The sequence below is a fragment of the Synechococcus sp. A10-1-5-9 genome (assembly GCF_047716785.1).
Lineage (GTDB): Bacteria > Cyanobacteriota > Cyanobacteriia > PCC-6307 > Cyanobiaceae > Synechococcus_C.
Genome location: NZ_CP180406.1, coordinates 1,021,232 through 1,040,100 on the forward strand (window position 1 = coordinate 1,021,232; position 18,869 = coordinate 1,040,100).

At 59.1% G+C, this 18,869-nt stretch carries 21 protein-coding genes; 10 read left to right on the plus strand and 11 right to left on the minus strand.

What is annotated here, in order from left to right:
* The first annotated feature begins 3 nt into the window (after window positions 1-3).
* Entirely contained in the window at window positions 4-957 is a 954-nt protein-coding gene (chlG, locus tag ACLM45_RS05860) for a chlorophyll synthase ChlG (RefSeq protein ID WP_415411097.1), read from the plus strand.
* Window positions 954-2,996 carry a transglycosylase domain-containing protein gene (locus ACLM45_RS05865; protein WP_415411098.1) on the plus strand — a complete coding sequence of 681 codons (2,043 nt, stop codon included), beginning with the start codon at window positions 954-956 and terminating at the stop codon, window positions 2,994-2,996. The genes chlG and ACLM45_RS05865 overlap by 4 nt, the downstream gene beginning before the upstream one ends.
* On the opposite strand, the gene ACLM45_RS05870 is transcribed toward ACLM45_RS05865, so the two are convergent.
* The gene (locus ACLM45_RS05870) at window positions 2,974-4,317 is read right to left on the minus strand and encodes a 16S rRNA (cytosine(967)-C(5))-methyltransferase (protein ID WP_415411099.1); all 1,344 of its coding nucleotides are present in this window, start codon (window positions 4,315-4,317) and stop codon (window positions 2,974-2,976) included. The genes ACLM45_RS05865 and ACLM45_RS05870 overlap by 23 nt on opposite strands.
* A 122-nt stretch (window positions 4,318-4,439) precedes the next feature.
* Between ACLM45_RS05870 and ACLM45_RS05875 the strand changes: the two genes are divergently transcribed.
* Window positions 4,440-5,384 (plus strand): hypothetical protein, encoded by a 945-nt coding sequence (locus ACLM45_RS05875; protein WP_415411100.1) that lies wholly within the window; start codon window positions 4,440-4,442, stop codon window positions 5,382-5,384.
* 320 nt (window positions 5,385-5,704) lie between these two features.
* On the opposite strand, the gene ACLM45_RS05880 is transcribed toward ACLM45_RS05875, so the two are convergent.
* On the minus strand, window positions 5,705-6,106 hold the full coding sequence (locus ACLM45_RS05880; protein WP_415411101.1) for an MGMT family protein: 402 nt from the start codon (window positions 6,104-6,106) through the stop codon (window positions 5,705-5,707).
* Window positions 6,107-6,193: 87 nt separating this feature from the next.
* Here ACLM45_RS05880 and ACLM45_RS05885 point away from each other — a divergent pair, with 87 nt between their 5' ends.
* Window positions 6,194-7,255, plus strand: a complete 1,062-nt coding sequence (locus ACLM45_RS05885) for a hypothetical protein (RefSeq protein ID WP_415411102.1) — start codon at window positions 6,194-6,196, stop codon at window positions 7,253-7,255.
* Between the two features lie 57 nt (window positions 7,256-7,312).
* On the opposite strand, the gene ACLM45_RS05890 is transcribed toward ACLM45_RS05885, so the two are convergent.
* Entirely contained in the window at window positions 7,313-7,696 is a 384-nt protein-coding gene (locus tag ACLM45_RS05890) for a glycine zipper 2TM domain-containing protein (protein WP_415411103.1), read from the minus strand.
* A gap of 494 nt (window positions 7,697-8,190) precedes the next feature.
* On the opposite strand from ACLM45_RS05890, the gene trmH reads away from it, so the two are divergent.
* Together trmH and ACLM45_RS05900 are read left to right on the plus strand one after the other, a co-directional pair.
* Window positions 8,191-8,880 carry a tRNA (guanosine(18)-2'-O)-methyltransferase TrmH gene (gene trmH, locus ACLM45_RS05895; RefSeq protein WP_415411104.1) on the plus strand — a complete coding sequence of 230 codons (690 nt, stop codon included), beginning with the start codon at window positions 8,191-8,193 and terminating at the stop codon, window positions 8,878-8,880.
* 50 nt (window positions 8,881-8,930) lie between these two features.
* Window positions 8,931-9,650, plus strand: a complete 720-nt coding sequence (locus ACLM45_RS05900; protein ID WP_415411105.1) for a MauE/DoxX family redox-associated membrane protein — start codon at window positions 8,931-8,933, stop codon at window positions 9,648-9,650.
* Window positions 9,651-9,669: 19 nt separating this feature from the next.
* Here the strand turns inward: ACLM45_RS05900 and ACLM45_RS05905 are convergent, their stop codons facing one another.
* Window positions 9,670-9,930: a hypothetical protein gene (locus tag ACLM45_RS05905; protein WP_038004457.1), complete on the minus strand. Its 261-nt coding sequence runs from the start codon at window positions 9,928-9,930 to the stop codon at window positions 9,670-9,672.
* A gap of 20 nt (window positions 9,931-9,950) precedes the next feature.
* The gene (locus ACLM45_RS05910) at window positions 9,951-10,769 is read right to left on the minus strand and encodes an ABC transporter permease (protein ID WP_006042009.1); all 819 of its coding nucleotides are present in this window, start codon (window positions 10,767-10,769) and stop codon (window positions 9,951-9,953) included.
* 119 nt (window positions 10,770-10,888) lie between these two features.
* Here ACLM45_RS05910 and ACLM45_RS05915 point away from each other — a divergent pair, with 119 nt between their 5' ends.
* Both ACLM45_RS05915 and ACLM45_RS05920 read left to right on the plus strand, forming a co-directional pair.
* Entirely contained in the window at window positions 10,889-12,298 is a 1,410-nt protein-coding gene (locus ACLM45_RS05915) for an ATP-binding protein (RefSeq protein ID WP_415411106.1), read from the plus strand.
* Complete coding sequence (locus ACLM45_RS05920) at window positions 12,298-12,669, plus strand: hypothetical protein (protein ID WP_415411107.1); 372 nt, start codon at window positions 12,298-12,300, stop codon at window positions 12,667-12,669. The genes ACLM45_RS05915 and ACLM45_RS05920 overlap by 1 nt, the downstream gene beginning before the upstream one ends.
* Here ACLM45_RS05920 and ACLM45_RS05925 read toward each other — a convergent pair.
* From ACLM45_RS05925 to ACLM45_RS05945, 5 genes are all read right to left on the minus strand, one after another.
* Window positions 12,578-14,053, minus strand: coding sequence for a sensor histidine kinase (locus ACLM45_RS05925; protein ID WP_415411108.1), 1,476 nt, complete (start codon window positions 14,051-14,053; stop codon window positions 12,578-12,580). The two genes, ACLM45_RS05920 and ACLM45_RS05925, sit on opposite strands and share 92 nt — an antisense overlap.
* Before the next feature lie 84 nt (window positions 14,054-14,137).
* Entirely contained in the window at window positions 14,138-14,728 is a 591-nt protein-coding gene (locus tag ACLM45_RS05930; protein WP_415411109.1) for a prepilin-type N-terminal cleavage/methylation domain-containing protein, read from the minus strand.
* A 4-nt stretch (window positions 14,729-14,732) separates the two neighbouring features.
* Complete coding sequence (locus ACLM45_RS05935) at window positions 14,733-15,260, minus strand: GspH/FimT family pseudopilin (RefSeq protein WP_415411110.1); 528 nt, start codon at window positions 15,258-15,260, stop codon at window positions 14,733-14,735.
* Window positions 15,257-15,661, minus strand: a complete 405-nt coding sequence (locus ACLM45_RS05940; RefSeq protein WP_415411111.1) for a hypothetical protein — start codon at window positions 15,659-15,661, stop codon at window positions 15,257-15,259. Before ACLM45_RS05940 ends, ACLM45_RS05935 begins: the two co-directional genes overlap by 4 nt.
* A complete protein-coding gene (locus ACLM45_RS05945; protein ID WP_415411112.1) occupies window positions 15,661-16,101 on the minus strand; it encodes a hypothetical protein in 441 nt (146 codons plus the stop codon). The genes ACLM45_RS05940 and ACLM45_RS05945 overlap by 1 nt, the downstream gene beginning before the upstream one ends.
* 133 nt (window positions 16,102-16,234) lie before the next feature.
* Between ACLM45_RS05945 and ACLM45_RS05950 the strand changes: the two genes are divergently transcribed.
* Entirely contained in the window at window positions 16,235-16,942 is a 708-nt protein-coding gene (locus ACLM45_RS05950) for a response regulator transcription factor (protein ID WP_415411113.1), read from the plus strand.
* Here ACLM45_RS05950 and ACLM45_RS05955 read toward each other — a convergent pair.
* Window positions 16,917-18,203 carry an ATP-binding protein gene (locus ACLM45_RS05955; protein ID WP_415411114.1) on the minus strand — a complete coding sequence of 429 codons (1,287 nt, stop codon included), beginning with the start codon at window positions 18,201-18,203 and terminating at the stop codon, window positions 16,917-16,919. The genes ACLM45_RS05950 and ACLM45_RS05955 overlap by 26 nt on opposite strands.
* Window positions 18,204-18,337: 134 nt before the next feature.
* Here ACLM45_RS05955 and ACLM45_RS05960 point away from each other — a divergent pair, with 134 nt between their 5' ends.
* Window positions 18,338-18,823, plus strand: coding sequence for a type IV pilin protein (locus ACLM45_RS05960; protein ID WP_415411115.1), 486 nt, complete (start codon window positions 18,338-18,340; stop codon window positions 18,821-18,823).
* The last annotated feature ends 46 nt before the right edge of the window (window positions 18,824-18,869 follow it).

Below are 18,869 nucleotides of genomic sequence, written 5' to 3' on the forward strand. Positions count from 1 at the left end.
CGCGTGAGTGACGCCCGTCAGCTGCTCGGCATGAAAGGTGCCAGCGGCACCACCAACATTTGGAAGCTGCGCCTGCAGCTGATGAAACCCGTGACCTGGATCCCACTGATCTGGGGTGTTGTCTGTGGTGCAGCGGCCAGCGGTCATTACGAATGGCGCCTGGATCACTTCGCAGCGGCCCTTGCCTGCATGGTGATGAGTGGTCCGCTACTGGCTGGCTACACCCAAACCATCAACGACTACTACGACCGCGAGATCGACGCGATCAACGAGCCTTACAGGCCAATTCCCTCAGGAGCCATCCCCCTGAGCCAGGTAAAACTGCAGATCTGGGTTCTACTGGTCTCAGGCCTCGCCGTGGCCTACGCCCTGGATGTCTGGGCAAGACATTCCACTCCAGTGCTGTTGCTGCTTGCACTGGGTGGTTCCTTCGTGAGCTTCATCTATTCCGCTCCCCCTTTGAAGCTCAAGCAGAACGGCTGGCTTGGCAACTATGCCCTTGGAGCGAGCTACATCGCACTTCCCTGGTGGGCTGGTCAAGCGCTGTTCGGTCAGCTCACCTGGGCGACAGCACTTCTCACACTGGCTTACAGCCTTGCCGGACTCGGCATCGCTGTTGTCAACGATTTCAAAAGCGTGGAAGGCGATCGTGCACTTGGGCTCCAGTCACTTCCAGTTGCATTCGGAATTCGGCCAGCAAGCTGGATCAGCGCTGGGATGATCGACATCTTTCAGCTGTTGATGGTTGCCGTACTGATCGCCATCGGGCAGCATTTTGCTGCTGTGCTTCTTGTACTGCTGATCGTGCCTCAGATCACTTTCCAGGACATCTGGCTGCTGCGAGATCCCGTGGCCTACGACGTGAAATACCAAGCCAGCGCACAGCCATTCCTGGTTCTCGGCATGCTGGTGACGGCCCTGGCGATTGGCCATAGCCCCCTGACCCCGGGGATGTGATTCGCACTCGTCTTCACTGGTTTCTGATTGGTGGATGCGCCGCTGTGGTGGGAGGTGGTGTGGCCCTTGCCCAGGCCGCTATCACCCGTGCCTTTGACGCCACCCTTCCTGATGCCCGGGGCATCAGTCGCTTCAACCGTCCAGGCACGATCACACTGCTCTCCAGCAGCGGAGCTGTGATCCAGAAGCTTGGCCCTGCCACCCGGGAGAAGATCGAACCTGGACAGATGCCCCTGCTTGTGAAGCAGGCCTTCATCGCCGCTGAAGACCGTCGCTTCTACAACCATGACGGAGTCGATCTCTGGGGCATCGGCCGAGCCTTGGTGCGCAACGTTCGCCAAGGTGCTGTTCGAGAAGGAGCCAGCACGATCACCCAGCAGCTGGCCCGCACAGTGTTTCTGAGCCAGGACCGCACGCTCACTCGAAAGCTCAAAGAAGCGGCCCTGGCCTACAAACTCGAACGTCAGCTCAGCAAGGAGCAGATCCTCGAGCAGTACCTCAACTACGTGTATCTCGGCTCCAGCGCCTACGGACTTGCGGATGCCGCCTGGGTCTATTTCTCCAAGACACCCAATCAGCTCAACCTTCCTGAGGCCGCATTGATCGCCGGTCTGCCTCCGGCACCCTCGGTGTATTCGCCCCTGGTGAACCCAAAACTGGCATTGGAACGGCGCAGTCTGGTGCTCAGCCGCATGCTTCAGGCTGGGTTCATCACAGAGAGCGAAGCCGAGCAAGCCCGCAACAGCCCCCTGGCGCTCACACCCGCTATTCCCAAATATTTCAACAGCGCTGCGCCCTTCTTCACCAGCTGGGTTGCCCAACAGCTACCCCGTCTTTTGACCCCTGAACAGCTGGAAGTTGGCGGCCTGAAAATCCGCACCAGCCTCAATCTGAACTGGCAAAAAAAAGCACAGGCCGTGGTGCGTGAATTCGCCCCGTTCGACACCGAAGGCTCGATCGTCTCGATGGAACCCGGCACAGGCCTGGTGCGCGTGATGGTGGGAGGAAAGGACTTCAGCAGCAGTCAATTCAACCGCGCCACCCAGGCCCTGAGGTCACCAGGTTCCACCTTCAAGCTCTTCCCCTACGCCGCAGCGATCAATGCCGGTGTGAAACCGGAAAGTAAATTTGTGGACGCTCCCCGCTGCTGGGCGGGCTACTGCCCCAAGAATTTCGGCAATAAATACTTCGGCACGATTTCTCTGGCTGACGCCCTGAAGAACTCACTGAACACCGTGGCGGTCCAGCTGCAGGACAAGGTTGGGTTTGATGCAATCATCGGTACTGCCAACAAGTTGGGCATTGGCAACCAGCGCCCGTTGGGTAAGTACTACCCCATGGCGATCGGGGCCTACGAGCAAACCATTCTTGACATGACAGCCGCCTATGCCGCTGTTGCCAATCGCGGTATTTATGTCAAACCCTCAGCTTTCGAAGAGATCCGTGGCCCCGATGGCAATGTGCTCTGGAGCCGACGTGTAGACGGAGACAAAGGACGGAGGGCCCTCGACAGCGATGTAGCCGACGCCATGAACTGGATGTTCCAGCGGGTGGTGAGTGGCGGAACCGGCGCAGCAGCCCGCCTGGATGATCGTCCCGTCGCCGGTAAAACCGGAACTTCGGAAGGAGCACGTGATCTGTGGTTCATCGGATCAATCCCACAACTCACCACAGCGGTGTGGTTCGGCTACGACAACAACAAAGAAACCAACAGCAACAGCGGAGAGGCAGCCTGGGCCTGGAAGCAGTTCATGGAGGATGTGAAGGACACCTACCAGGTGCAGAACTTTCCTCCTAAGCCCGTGCTCACCCGCACATTCCAGCCCCCTGGCAAAGCCAAAGGTTCAAACAAAAAGAAAGAAGCTCCTGACCGGGGAGACAAAGACTCTCCTAACTCCGACCTCTGGGCCCCCGGCGAAGAACCGTTTCTTGGTGGGACTGAACCACCCGCTACACCTGCTCCTGCGCCTCCCCGTTATGTAGCCCCACCGGGGGGACCTCCGGTGGATGAAAATTTCAGGCCGCTGCCGGTGCAGTGATCACAGCTGCATAAAACCCATCTCCCCCCTGGGGGTCAGGCCAGCGCTGCTGTTCAGACACCAGCACAAGTTGGGGATGACGCTGCAACCAGCCATGAATTTGATCGGTGTTCTCGGCAGGGTGCACTGTGCAGGTGGCATACACGATGCGGCCGCCAGGCTTGAGCAACGGCAAGAGTGCATCAAGAAGACCAGCCTGAAGCTGCACCAAATCGGCAATCGAAGATTCACTGATGCGCCAGCGCGCATCAGGATGACGGGCCAAGGTACCCAGGCCTGAACAAGGGGCATCCAACAGGATCCGATCGAAGGAGGCCATCCACTGCGGGCGTTGCTGAAGCAATTGCGATGCATCCGCCGCCAAGGCATGAATGCAATGACTGCCGAGCCGAGAGGCATTGGCTGCCACGCGTTGCAGGCGCCCGGGTGAACGATCCACAGCCCACACCTCACCTTGATCACCCATCAGTTCGGCCAGATGGGTGGCTTTACCGCCGGGCGCTGCACAGGCATCCAACACTCGCTGTCCTGCCTCAACCGCCAGCAACGGAGCCACCCACTGCGCCGCGCGATCCTGCACACACCAGTGCCCTTCGTCATAACCCGGCCACTGCCGAAGATCCCCAGCCGGATCCAACACCTGCAACCCATCCGGGCAGCCGGGGATCGGAGCCGTGGGCATGCAGTGTTCGGCAAAGCGTGAAGCCATCTCTGCTGGCGATGCGCGCAGACGATTGATGCGCAAATCCAACGGCGGCACCTGATTGCAGGCCTGCGCCACCTGAGCGGCCTGCACTAGACCGCACCAGCGCAGGAGATCGCGGGTGAACCAGAGCGGAAGCGACTGGTCCTGCGCCAGCTCCATCTCCGGTTCAGAAGGTCGCACCAAACCGTCGCCAGCATCACGGGCCCGCAGGGCTGCGCGTAGCAAACCATTCACCACAGGTGCCAAGCGTGCCAACGGGCCGCCTTTGGCCAGTTCCACAGAGGTATTCACTGCCGCGGCTGGAGGGATCCGTTCCATACGCAGAACCTGGTACAACCCGAGATGAAGCAGCCAGCGCAGACGTGGAGGCTGTTTGCGGGCAGGCACTTTTCCGAGCTTGTCGAGCCAGGCGTCCAGCCACTGCCGCCAACGGATGGTGCCATAGGCCAATTCGGTGGCCAGGCCACGGTCAGCGGCTTGCAAGGGGTGCTGCCGCAGCGCCCGCTCAAGGGCCACATCGGCGTAAGCCCCCGCCGCCACCGCTTCAAGCACCTCCAACGCCACCCGGCGAGACGCCAGCCCAGGCTTGTCGGATCGAGACGGCGACTCACTCACGCGTGACAGGCAACACACCCTCCAGAGCTAGCGCCGCGAGCTCAACACAACCAAATGCAACGCGCCTCTTGCACGGATTTCGAGAATGATTATCGTTCTCATAACAACAATTTTTGTCATCCATGAATCCCGTCGTTCGGCGTCTTGCCGTTATCGCCTTGGTAGGCGCAACGCTCGGCATTAGCGAAATCGGCTACTCAAAAGGGCACGCCCACGGCGCTCATGGCGGAGCAACACAAGCGGAAGAATTGGAAGCCGGTGAATTTCGAGCCATTCCCGTGCTGACCATCGAAGGCCATACGGGATTTGAAAACAACCTGGAAGGACAGCCTTACCACTCAGCCATTGATCTCCAATTCGGCGGCGTTTTCGAGTGGGGGCTTGGCGAAAACTCAAACTTCACCATCGAAGGGCAACTCGGCCCGGCCATTGTTTACGGTGAAGCCGAACACTTCTACGGGCGTGTCGAGATTGAAGAAGAAGGAGAAGAAGAAGAAGAAGAAGAAGGAAGCCCTTACCGCCGCGTCGATGCGAAAGGTTACTTAGCAGCTCGCTATCAACCCAACGACAAGCTGTCGATCTCCGCAGACTGGAAACCCTATTGGGTCAGCGCAACACAAGCCGAAGATGTTCGTGGCTTCAAGCATGAAATCGGCACCGAAGTCGTTTACGCCTTTGGCGATGGAGATGTCAATTTTGCGCTGGGAGATGGACTTGAGAGCGTTGTCGATGGACTTTTCGTCTCAGCAGAAAATCGTACTGGATGGGAAAGCAACGGAACCTACCTGGGCAATTACACCGACACCTGGGTTGGCTTTGGCTTCAATTACGACCAATTGAATGTCACCATTTCTGGAGGACCTCGCTTCTACATTCCCGGTAGCTATTCAGGTCTCGATCAGAGAACTGACTGGGGTGGTGAGATCGAACTCGAGTATCCCTTGAACGAGAAATTAACGCTCTTTGCGCACTGGGAACCTGTGTACAGCACTGACGAACGTGAAGCAGGCGGATGGGGCAAAGGATTTCAACATCACGTCGGCCTGGGTTTAACCGTTGCCTACTAGAAGCATCGATTAAAAACTCAGTCAAAAACGATCTCACAATCGCGACAGAGTATCGAAGGCTAGTGATTCACTGAGCGGTTCAATGCAAGCGCTGAAAATGCCCCTGGTCGTGAGCTCCTTGGGGCTGATCACTCCTGTCGTTGCAGAGGCAACCGCCCAGAAGATCTCTGAAGACAACTCGCACGGTCGTTAGGCCTCAAAAAGCAACCTTCAATCAATCACCAGCCTCAAGCAGTTCTCAGATATGGTCTCTAACGACTGGCCTGGGAAGCCTGGACAGTGGAGAGGTAGGCGTTTTATCTCCACAGGGACTCGGTACTTCAATCAATAATCTGGGCGGCTTGATCAAGACGAGCTTTCGCTTCCGAACGATCACAGCGCGACAGGGCCTGTTCGAGAAGCTCAGATTGAGGCTCCCAGAGGAAACGACGTAGAGGAAGCCGCCCCTCGTCATCCACGGGAATGCCTTCGCTGATCAGCAGCTCCCGCTGCATCCAGTCAGATCCCTCACGGCTCAGGCTCATCGAAATCCGACCCTGGGCATTCACAACCCGTTGCCAAGGAATCGTCGATGGAAGGGTGAGCCGGCGCAAGGCCCAGCCCACCTGACGGGCACAGCCATAGGCACCGATCCAGTCAGCCACCTGCCCATAGGTCGCCAGACGTCCATAAGGAATTAAAGCCACAACGGCATAAACACGAGAGTCAAACGTTGCCGTCATCACACTCCTCTTGGTTCCGAAGCGGTTTCGGAATCCAAGCATTCACAGATCATTTTTTGAAAGGGACCAGTATTAGAGAGTGAGTTCATGAATGGCATGCTGAACACATTATTGGCCGGACTTGGTTCAAGCCTCACCTTACTGAGCCCTGCCATTTCATCTGAGAACAACAAGATTCTTGAACCATCGAAATCATCACCATCCTCGGTATTAATCAGCGGACTAGGGCAAGGTTTTTGCTGGGCTCATATTCCTGCACCCAATGGACCGGTGACCAAACTCACCAACTTCTGCGGCGGTGGTGGAGAAGGCGCGGGTGATACCAGCTGTTCTCCATTCTTTTATCGGCCATTCCAGTTCAATCTCGATCAAAATCCAGTCTTGCAATCAGTGTGCGGAGGCGGACCCTATGAAAACATCGTGGCTGGAGCTCAATGGAATATGGGTGCTCGAACGTGGGCTAGTTTTCCGAAAAGCAATCGAAAAGACTATTGGGTCTTCCACAACTGCGACGGTGCGGGCATTCAACCCGATTGCCTTGGAGATATTAAATATATTGAGCGATTTGACGGAGGCAATACTCAACCAAGCTGCACAAAAGGCCCCCATGGTCGCAATCACTGCACCTTTACCCACCCCAACTCCAAGACAACCTTTGGACAGATGCGTTACTGGGCTGGCTGGTATGGATCTGGTGACGACGTACGCAATGGGGCTATTTGCGGCGCTGGCGCAGGCAAGGCTCGCCCCTGGTACAAACCTGTCTGCGACAAGATCATGGCCATTCACAAGTCTGGCAATCCATACGACAACGTCAAAGGCAAAATCCATACCTTCAGCTTCGCCCTATACCCATGGGTCTGCGAACAGGACTCCAGCATGCCGAACGCGAATTTCACATCGCCAAGTATGGATTCCTATGGGGTGAAATCCGGCTGGAAATGCTATGCAGATAACGAGCCTGGGGTCAGCGGAAAAGGCTGGCCTCCTTTTGTAGAGATCTACTTCGCCGGACTCTTTCAAGAAAGCCCTAATAAATATGTTTTACGACTCGACAAATGGATGATTAACAACAGCAACACGCCAACGCGTGTTGGAGAGGGTTACAAGATCTATCCCTGCAACTCCGGTGATGAATGCGAATGGTGAAAGTCAGCATCTGACTCCTTCTATTCATTTCAATGGTGCGATGCTTGGCATCACATTTCAACCACCATCCACCTGACAGCCGATCAGCGCGCCGGCAGCACCACCCACTGGCACTCCAACCCATCGACCATTCCCCCGCGAGAGGGAAGCACCGAGACCAGCACCCAACAAACCTCCAATCACACTGCCTTCGATACAACTATTTGTATCAACATCTGGGTTATCTCGTGACGTCCGCCGAACACGATCATCCCGAGCATAAGGATTATCATGATAAATATAATTGCCTTCCACTCGATGCATAGACTCTCCTGCGATTCCCTGCAATGGTGAAATCACCAATCCAGAAACACAGAAACCAGCCAGCAAGATCCTTTTCACAATGTGATCGGTAGGAATCAACCCCATTCTTGAGGCCATTGGCTCATCATTGATGACCAAACCCCCATCCGATTGCAACCAGTTGTGACTCCTCGTTCACGACCATCCAAATGCCTTTCTGCTGGTGTCGTCGTCACGACCCTGATTTTCGTCACACTCGTCCTCGGCAGCTTGAACTGACGGTCGGTTCAACAACCCCAGGTCAGCCAACTCTTTGCTGGATCTCATGAATGCTCGTCTCGCCTGGATGCCAGCAGTGGCCCAGAGCAAGTGGATTCTCGATCTGCCCGAGGTCAACAAACGATTTCAAATTTTTTATTCGGCACAAATCGAAGCCGCCTAAGCACTTCAACGTCAACAAGCTCGCGACCGTCTCTAGAACAAGATTCGACCCAGTTTGCTCGCTCTCGGCAAGCAAATGGCATCACTCATTGTTCAACGATCGTCCAGCCCAAGACGTCCGAATGCGCAGGCCATGGTGCATGCAACTCTGAGGTGAGGATTCGTGGCGACTTCTGTATGCACGCAATCCGGCACGCAGCCCCAGTCAGCCCATGCCATTGCTTCCCCGTCGATTCGAGCGCCTAAAGACGGTCTTGAACCAACGCATGTCCGATCTGACCGTCTTGGTGGAGCATGTCGAGAAACCGCACAACCTCTCGGCCATCCTGCGCAGCTGCGATGCCGTGGGTGTGCTCGAAGCCCATGCGGTGAGCTTCAGCGGCAGACCGCGAACCTTCAACAGCACCGCCCAGGGCAGTCAGCGCTGGGTGTCTCTTCACGACCATGCCGATATCAGCACCGCTGTGCATCACCTCAAGGAGCGGAGCTTCCGTCTCTACGGCACCAACTTGGGCGTCGATGCCCGTGATTACCGCGACTGCGATTTCACCGGTCCCTGCGCCTTCGTGCTCGGCGCTGAGAAGTGGGGTTTAACGGAAGAGGCCACGGCCTTGATGGACCAGGCCATCTTCATTCCGATGCGAGGAATGGTGCAGTCCCTCAATGTCTCGGTGGCCACGGCCACCCTGCTGTATGAGGCACTGCGTCAACGCCAGGCAGCAGGCCTGGCTCCTCTGAACGGTGAAGGAGTTCCAGCGCAGCACTACAGCGATCTGCTGTTCGAATGGGCCTATCCCCAAGTGGCCGCCTGGTGCCGCGAGCAGGGACGTTCCTATCCGGAGCTGAACGAACAAGGAGAAATCCTCGAAGACCTTCCGCGCACCGCCAAATTGCGCTGCTGACCTTCGAGCCGGCGGCTACGGTCCGAATAAGTGAAAGCGACCGCCCCGCGATGGCCATCGAACTGGGTGATGTGCATCTCTACCGCATGTCGATGCCTGAGCATGAATGTCCCTGGGGGCTGAAGGCCATCGCGCTGCTGCAACGCCGAGGTATCGCCTTTCAGGATCACCGTCTCATCAGCCAGGAGCAGGTGAACGCCTTCAAGCAGCGTCACAACGTGCCCACCACGCCGCAGATTTTCTCGGGCGACAGGCGCATCGGGGGCTACAGCGAACTGGCTGAGGTGCTTGGCGAGAAGGCTGAGAGCGCCGAGTACTCGTATACCCCTGTGATCGCCGTGTTTGGCACGGCCCTGTTGATGGCCCTTGTGCTGGGCAACAGCATCATCCAGCACTTCATGGGCATCTCGATCTGCGCTCTGGCGATGCTCAAACTGATGGATGTGGAGTCGTTCGCATCCAGCTTCGTGAAGTACGACCTCATCACCCAGCGCTGGCGGCCGTGGGGCAAGCTCTATCCCGGAGTGGAGCTGCTGATCGGCCTTGGCTTTCTGCTCAGTCCTCCCTTGCCTCTGGCCGGTTGGGCTGCACTAGTAGTGGGCGTGCCGGGCATGGCGTCGATAATCAAGGCGGTCTACATCGACAAGCTCGCCCTCAACTGCGCCTGCGTGGGCGGCAACACCAAAACCCCTCTGGGGGTTATCAGTTTCATGGAGTACGCCATCCTCACCGTGATGGGCGTGCTTGTGGCATTCCAGCTGGCGTTTTAAGACTCTCCAGCAGGTTCGATCAGAACGGCATCAATACATCTTTGCTGCCCTGAGTTCGTTCCTGCACGGGATGATTGCGACGGGCTGCGGGCAGACGTAGCGCAAACACCAAGGCCAACAGTTCCAGCATCAGACTGCGGCCGATAAAAAGGACCACCAGCCCCAGGGTGATCGCCAGCATCTGCTCCAGAAGGCCGATCACATCGTCTGGATTGCTGCGGCCAGACACCCAGAGAATCACCATTAACGACAACAAAACCAGCGTGGCCCAAAACGGCATGGTGGGATCAAGCGCTTGTTTCAGTGTGCCGCGTCGCGACCGGTGCTGCTCACCCAGGCCTCCAGACCTTCACCCAGAAAGGAGAGACCGAGAACCAGAATGAACATGGCCAACCCCGGATACAGGGCTGTCCACCAGATTCCAGTAGGGACAGCGGCCAAAGCCAGGTTCAGATCACTACCCCATTCCGGAATCGTTTCCGGCAAGCCGAGGCCGAGAAATCCCAGGCCTCCCAGAACCAGCACCGCATCAGCTGCGTTGAGGGTGAGCAGCACCGGAACGGAGGTGATCACATTGCGCAGCAAGTAGCGGCGAAGGATCCAGACCGGACCAGCCCCCAGGGTGCGGGCGGCTTCCACGAACAACTCAGCCTTCACCTGGGCGGTTTGATTGCGCACCACCCGGAAATACTGGGGCACGTACACCACGCAGAGAGCTGCGGCAGCGTTGGGGATGCCCCGCCCCAGCAGAAAGGCCAATACCACTGACAGAAGCAGCACCGGCAGGGTGTAAAGGGTGTCCATCAGCAACACCAGAATCCGGTCAACACCGCCGCCGAGATATCCGCTCACCATGCCTAGGGGCACTCCGATCACAAGGGCGAGCGCCACAGCCAGAAGTACCACCTGCAACGCCACCCCACTGCCTTGCAGCGTGCGCACACACACATCCCGTCCGAGGCGGTCAGTTCCGCACCAGTGCTGGAGCGACGGCGGCGCATAGATGGGATTCTCAAGCCCTGCATTGGGATCGGGGAGCACTCCCGCAGCCAGCAGCAGGGGAGTGACCAAGGCGACCAACAGGTACATCGCCACAATCACCAATCCCCAACGCGCCATCCGGCCCGAGAGGCTCGGGCGGGCGGAGCCCAGAGGAGAAGACGCAAAGCTCACGTCATTGCAGGTGTGTTGTGCCAGTCATTCTTGCCTGCCTGAACCGGAACGAGCAGGATTGACGCATGCACCGTTCGCGATTCTGGAAACACCGCCTCACAGGCAGCATGCTGGGCCAGTTGCAGCTGGCCACTTATGCCGCCGTGCTGCTGGGATTCACGGCGGCAACCAGTGCAGGCCTCTGGTTAAGCGAACGCACACGCCTGCAGATGGGAGAGGCGGAGCTGCGAGCTGTTTCTGATTTAGCGGCCAAACACCTGATGGATATTGAGACTGAAGATGCAGACGAAGTCCTCAGGGAATTGAACTACCACTCGAATTCGCTCATTCAACACTGGCTAGAGAAGGCTGATGGAACGCTGGTCGTCCCCAAGAGTCTCCGGCGGCCTTCATTGCATGGACTCGTGCAGTCCTCCATGGCTACCAATCTGCCACGAACTCCGGGCAAGGCGAACATGATCGAGGTGAGGGGACGCGATCACCTCACCATTGTGGACCGAAAGATTGACTCCGGCGATTGGCTCTGGAGCAGCATGGAGATCACCGAGCTGGGCCAATCGCAGACCGAATTCCTGGGCTGGATGATCGTGATCTGGGGTTGCTGCCTCGCAGGCTCCCTGATGCTGGGCACCCTGCTGGTGCGACGGATCACCAAGCCCCTGCAGGATCTGAGCGACCGCAGCGCAGAACTCACAGCCGAGGGGCTGAAAACGGCGGCCCTGCCCGTACCGAGGGGGCCCATCGAACTCGCCCGCCTCACGCGAACCTACAACGACCTGATCGAAAGGCTGGCGTGGTCGTGGAGTCAGCAGCGACAATTCGTGAGCGCGGTGAGCCACGAGTTGCAGTCGCCGCTGATTCTCGTGTCAGGTTCGCTGAAACGGGTGATGCGCAAGGCACCGGATCTGGATCCGGCGTTGAAGCAATGCCTCCAGGATGCCCAGGACGAAACCGCCGAGATGCAGCAGCTGCTCAATGATCTGCTGGATCTCTCCCGCAGCGATTCCGGCCGGTTGCAGTTGAAGGAAGAAGCGGTGCCCTTGCAACCACTGCTGGACACCATCGTGCGCGTGCAGGGGCCCGCCTACGGGCGCTTTCTAGAGCTCACCCGACCAGACGATGAGTGCTCCCTCGTTGCCCTTGGCGACGCATCCCGCCTGCATCAGGTGCTGGTCAACCTGGTGGAAAACGCTCACAAATACTCTCCTCCTGATCAACCGATCCAGTTGACCGTGGCGCGCGTTGCCGAGGGGCTCGAAGTGGAGGTAATCGACCATGGCATCGGCATTCCCAGCACCGACCAACCCCACATCTTTGAACGCTTCCATCGAGGGTCGAACACCGGGGGCTACAGCGGCAGCGGCCTCGGTCTCTCCGTAGTGAAATTACTCGTTGAGGCGATGGGGGGATCGATCACTGTGGCCAGTGAACCCGGGATGGGCAGCCGCTTCCGCATCCTTCTGCAATCAGCTTGATGATCGCTTATTTCATTCTCTGCACATTGTTGGTTCCGGCCAACCTATGGGCCACGATCACCCCCCACCTGCACAGCGAGTTGAGCATGCGCCTGCTGCATGCGCTTTCAACCGCCGTGCTGATTCCGCCCCTGGTGAGCCTGTGGCATCAGCGTCGCAGCGTCCAGCCGCTGCCCGCCTTGCTGTTCGCTCCCTTCTCGATCGTGCTGATGGTGGTTAATACCCACATCGCGCTGAGGGGCATGGGCGTGCGCTTTGGCTGGATCGATCATTTGTTTCTCACCATCGCCTGCTTTGCCGTGATCGCGTTTTATCTCCTTCATGGCGGTGATGCCGAGGACGTGGATCCGAGGGACGGGGGCATCGCCTGAGGCTGATCACGAACACGGCACCCCCGCCCTCGCCATCCTCCACCGACACTTCTCCTTCCATCTGGGAGACGAGGGTGGACACCACCGCCAGGCCAATGCCGCTGCCAGGAATGCCGGTGTTGTGTTGCCCGCGGCGGAAGCGCTCGAAGATCAAACTCCTCTCCTCCGGCGGTATTCCGGGACCATGGTCGCGAACGCGCAGCTCCACCACAGACGGCGTGGTAGAGCAGCCGATCTCCACTGGTGACTGCTGGGGGCTGTACTTGCAGGCGTTCTCGATCAGATTCACAAGACACTGCACCACGCGGTCCCGGTCGGCCCAGGCCTGAAGCGTGTGAGGGTCAATGCCATCGTCAGGACGTAAAAGGAATCGGCGCTCACCCGCCCCACCGGCCAGGTCAATCGCCTGCTGCACGGCGTCGCAGACACTCAGAGGCTTGAGATCAACCTGCAAGCTGCCGGTTTCCGCTCGAGTGAGAGCCAACAGATCGGTCACCAACCGCCCCAGACGACGGCTCTCTTCCTCCACGATCCCCAACTGATGGCGCTGGTCGTCGGAGAGGTTGTCTGAACGCCTCAGCAAGCGGCGGCTGTAGCCGCCAATCAGCGTGATCGGATTGCGCAGCTCATGGCTCACGGTGCTGGCGAACTGGCGCTGGCGCTCAAAGGCCTCGGTCAGGCGATCCAGCAGCGCGTTGAACGCATGGGCGAGAGGCTGGAGTTCTTCTGGTTGCTGATCCGGCTCAAACCGTTTCTGTTGTAGAGAACTTGAACGCACAGCGCTGAGTGTGTCACCGAAGCGACGCAGGGGGAGCAGGCTGCGCTGAATCCCGCGGCGATTGAGCATCAAGGTGACCAACGACGCCAGCAAGGCCGCCGCGGTAAGGATCAAATTGAGCTGTCGCTCCATTGCAACGTCCTGACTGACATCAGTGAGCAGGTACAACCGCCAGGGCTCATCGCTGAGATTGACCGCGGCGGTACTCACCGTGTAAGTGCGTGCCTCGTGCGCAAAGGTCTGAGGACTGGAGGCGCTGCGGGCTAAGTCCTGCGCCCGTGCACGCAACTCGGGATTGGAAGCGATGAAATCGTTACTGCTGAGTTGCGGCATCACCATGCCTGCAGCAGAGCCGGTCGGTTGCCCCCAGATGGCGCGATCAAAGGTTGAGAAATGGTTGAAGCAGCGCTGCAACGCTCCGCCATCATCCTGGTCCCCCTTGCTGCTCACAAGCAGACGCTCCGCCATGGCCATCGTGTCCAGTTGGCGCTGATCACGGTTGCGGCTGAACACCTGAAGGTTCACCAACAGCAGCATGCCATACCCCAGAAGCACAGCACTCGCACTTGTGCGCTCCAGACGGCGCTGAATTCCCGACGAGGGCATCCTGCACGGGCGCAACAACCTCTTCAGTTGAGCACGAGTGTTCGAGGCTGCCATCCCTCAATCGGGAGAAAGTGCAGGCGCAACTTAGGCAGCGCGCCTGGTGCGCAGCCGCCGCTCACCCCCAGAGGCATCCGGCAACACCTGCTCGATCTGCAGCTGCAGCACAGGCAGGTTTGAGTCGGGAACAGCCTCAAATCCTGCATCGGGCGCTGCCGGCAGCGCATCCAAGAGCACCCGGTTCTGAAACGCACCCTGGAGATTCAGCACTCCATCGAGCCCGTAGGACGGACCGCAGCGCATCAGCACCTGGCCATGCCAAATCGCAGACGGTGCCTGGCCTACGGAATAGACGATCACAGCGTCTCCACGGGCATCGGGGTCGCCGGGGTCCATGGCGATGGCGAGCACCGGTCGCCGTCCGCTGAGGCGACAGGGCCAGGTGGATGAAAGTGGTGGATCCACCATCCAGCCATGGCCAATCGCCACTTCATCGCGAATCAGCTCCAGGGTGCGGCGCTGCAGCCCTGAAGCCTGCAGATGCCTGGCCATGGCCGTGCCCAGCCGCAGGTCGGCTCCGATCAAGCGCAGCAACAGCACAAACAACGCAGTGCCCAAACTCAAGGCCAACAGCAGCTCCAACAGGGTGAAGCCCCTGGACCCTTGGCGTGGAATCACAGGCTCAGCCCTCCTGAAGCAACGGCAGACACTGGCGGCTGCGCAACGCCTCTCCATCAGCAGAGGGAGAGGCCGAATACCTGCCGACACGGCTGATCCCCAAGGGCAGGCTCACCACCAGACAGCGTCTGCTCGTCACCCGCGGATGGCTCAACACCGTGGTGCCACCATCGAGGAGCAAGCCGTTGGCTGACACCCGCAGCACCGAGGGCAGGTTGGTGTGCACTTTGATCGCGGCCTGACCAACACCCTCCTGGAGCGACAGGGCCGCACCGCTGCAGGGGGGCAAGCCGGCGTGATCGGCCGCCACCCAGCCGCCCGCCACCAAGGCCACAGCACAGGCCTGCTGATGCCTGCGGGCCGAAAGCCGAGCCCGTTCAAGACCCAACCGCAAGCGACGAGCTGCCGCATCGAGCTGCAAACGATCCCGGTCGGCACCGGCATGCACCAGGCCGATGCTGCAGATGATGCCGACAAGGGCAATCGCGATCATCAGCTCCACCAGCGTGAAGCCATTGCGGGTGGGGGTCATGGCTGGCACAGGCCATAGGCCGCTGGAGTGATCAGTTGACGCCGCTGCGGACCAACAGGGCCCTGGGGTGCGTGCGCCTCGAGCTCCTGCCAAACTCCGACGCCATCGGGATCGGGTGTCCATTGCCGGCGGATCCCCTCCGGCACCGGCAGAGCCTGATCCATGGCTGCGCTGAGGGTGCCTACTTCAAACTGACAGGAGCCATTGGTGAGCCTCTGCGCACGGGCTTCGGAGATCAACCAGCGATGGCTCGCAAGACGGAGCTGTTCCAACTGATCCACCTGCTGTTCCAGCCGAGTGGACGCCGCCACTTCGCTTGCCGCCTGACCCCACACCCCCAAAGCCGCAGCACTGCTTCCTGCCAGCAGCAGGCTGGAGATGAGAACTTCGATCAGGTTCATCAGACGCCCTCCTGGACCGAGCGGCCGAGCAGCTGGGGCTCTCCGAGCGCTGTCACCTTGAAATCACCTGCAAAACGCACCAGAACTCGGGCTTGTCGGCCATCGTCCAGAGCCAGCAGCAGCGTTCCGCGGCTGGCAGCGGGCTGCCAACGGATCAGGCGCCAGGGCTCCCCATCCACGACGCCGCTTTTCAAAAGATGAGGGTCGGCCTCTGGGCAAGCAGATCGCGCAGCCTCCCAGGCCACGGACGGCAAAGGCAGCAAACAGGCCTGGGGGCCTTGGGAAGCTGCAACAAACGCCTGCGCCGCCGAACGCAGCTGATCCGCCCCGACGGCGCGTTGCTGATGGGCCGCCACCCGCAAGCGCCCCTGGAGGCTGAGGGTATGAATGGAGGCACTGCCCAACAGGAGCAAAGATGACGCCCCCAGGGCCAGGGGCATCACAAAGCCTTGGGTCTGCGGCCTGGGCTGATGCCGAAGCGGTTCACAACAGAGCATGGGAACGGGAGCAGCACAACTGGCTGAAGCATTCCCCGGCCTCCACCCATAAGGTGACGGCATTGACCTGTTTGCGATGGCCGAGGAGCCCAGCGGCCAACTGTTGATCGTCGACGACGACCCGGAGCTACTGCAGTTTCTGCTGGAGGAACTCAGCCAACACACGCAGGTCTGCCAAGGGGCGAATTGCGGTGCGGAAGCCTTGCTGCTGCTGCGCCAGCAGCACTTTGATCTGGTGGTGCTCGACTGGAACCTTCCGGACTTCAACGGCCTGGAAATCTGCAGGCGCCTGCGCAGCAGTGGCGACACCACACCGGTGCTGATGCTCACAGCCCATCACGATCTGGAGGATCGGGTTCAGGCACTCGATCTGGGAGCGGATGACTACATCACCAAACCGTTCGAGCTGCCGGAACTGCATGCGCGGGTGCGCGCCCAGCTGCGGCGTAGCCGTTACCCAAGTGTTGAACGCCCCAGCGAACCACTCACCCTTGGCGATTTAAAGATCAATCTGATGAACCGCACGGTGCGCCGCGGCGAACGCGATGTGTCCCTCACCCAGCGAGAGTTTGATCTCCTGGCCTTTCTGGTGAAACACCAGGGCACGGTGCAGCCACGCCAGGGGATTCTCGACAGCGTTTGGGGAGCACCCTTTGTGGGCGACCCCAACACGCTCGATGTGTACATGGGCTATCTGCGCCGCAAGCTGGAGGGGCCAGAACGGCCAAAGCTGCTGCACACCGTGCGCGGCGTGGGCTTCATGGCGCGTCTGGAGCAAGCTTGAAACGCAGCTGCAGATCAGCCCCACCGCCGGGGGCATCGGCGATCACCACCTCAGCGTTCATCGCTCGCATCAACTCATGCACAAGGGCAAGACCGATCCCAGGGCCCCGTTGCCCGGCAGCACTGGATCCGCGCTGGAAACGCTGCAACACCAACGCACGCTCGGATTCAGCGATTCCTGGGCCGGAATCCTGCACATGCAGCACGAGCTGCTGATCACTCCTTTCGGCAAAAAGGCGCACCGAACCGGTGCTGAAGTTGAGCGCATTGGTGATCAACAACTGGAGGCACTGTTGAACACGGCTGGAATCCGCTGAAAACAACGGCAAGCCGTTGGTAGATGGAGGCGGTAACGGCAACCGGTCGGGCGAACGCGGCCAGGCCTGCTCATGGACCAGCAGCAGTTGTTCATCGGCATCGAGGCGCTGGAATTGCAGCTGCAATCGACCGGCATCGCAGCGTGCCAGTTCACGCAAAGCCGTTAGCAAACTGCCCATCCGCCTGGCTTCCGCATCAATCGACTCCACCGACTTCAGAGCGAGATCGGGAAGCACCTGACGCTGCAAGCGCTGGCTGTGGCCGGAGATCACCGTGATCGGCGTGCGTAACTCGTGGGCAACACCATCCACAAACGATCGCTCCCGTTTCCAGGCCTCTGCCAGGCGTTGTTGAAGGTTGTTGAAGGCGTGGGCGATGGCGCGCAACTCCTGGGGCTGCAGCCTCGGATCCAGAAGATGATCCCCAAGCGTGTCGGCCTCCAGGGCCTGCAGCTCCTGATCAAGGTCGTTGAGGGGAACCACCAGACCCCTCCTCAACACCGGCCGCAGCAGCAGCGACGTGAACAGGATCGAAACACCAGCAGCAGCCACCAGCAGCAGCTGCGCCAGGTGCTGCTGCTCGAGGTCCAGGCTCACGTCCTGACGCAGCTCAAGCAAGCGACGCTCGCCATTGGCAAGCTCAAGGGTGGAGCGGCTCACCAGCCATTGCTGGCCGGACGGCCCCTTGCGAAGGCTGGGGCGTAGCTCGTCCCCCTCGGGCAGCACCCTGGCCTCCAGGCCGAGAGAGCGCATAGGTCCTGCAGCCAACACCCCTGTAGCAGCCTCCTGACGCAGTGATGCCGCCAACTTCAGGTGCTGCTGTCTGCGCTGCAGATCACCGAGGGCGGCATTCACGCCCAGCAGCAACACATAGCCAGCAATCACCGACAGCAAAGCGGTGGACTGCAGCCAACCGCGCAGCGATGGCAAGACGTAGCGCTTCAACGGCTGAGAGCAACCCTAAGAGCCTTCTTAGGAAGCTTTAGCCGTTCATTCCTGTACGAACCATGAGAAAAGGAGATGGTTGATCTGTGGGCACACCAGGTGCCGAAACCATTCATCCCATCCACTGATCAGCCATGACCACTCTCAACAGCCGGCTGCAGCTGGCACTCCTCAATCGCAAGAAAGGCCGCAATCTGATCGAGAAGGGCTTCACCTTGGTGGAGCTGATGATCGTGATTGTGATTGTTGGGATCTTGTCTGCAGTTGCACTCCCTAATTTCTTGAGTCAAACCGCCAAAGCGAAGGCAACAGAATGCACATCAAAGGTTGGCGCAATCCTCAGCCAAGTCGCAGCGGAACACCAGTTAGACCCCGATGATGCCGCTGTTTTCCTGACAAACGAAGTAGGAGCGGCAAACGCGGACAGCGAAAACTGTACCTTCATCGATGCCGGGCTTATAGCGCCTGCATATGGAGTCAATGTCACAGGAGCAGATCAATTGTTAAATAAATACGCAGCGAAATCTTGCGTCGATGCAGATTCAGGAAAGCGAGATATTAAGAGTAAAACAGGAGACCCTGTTACTTTAGGCGACGTCGCAGCTGCTGTCTGCGCATGATGACAAGGAAGTGCTACCAATCTTTAACCATATCCCGCTCACAATG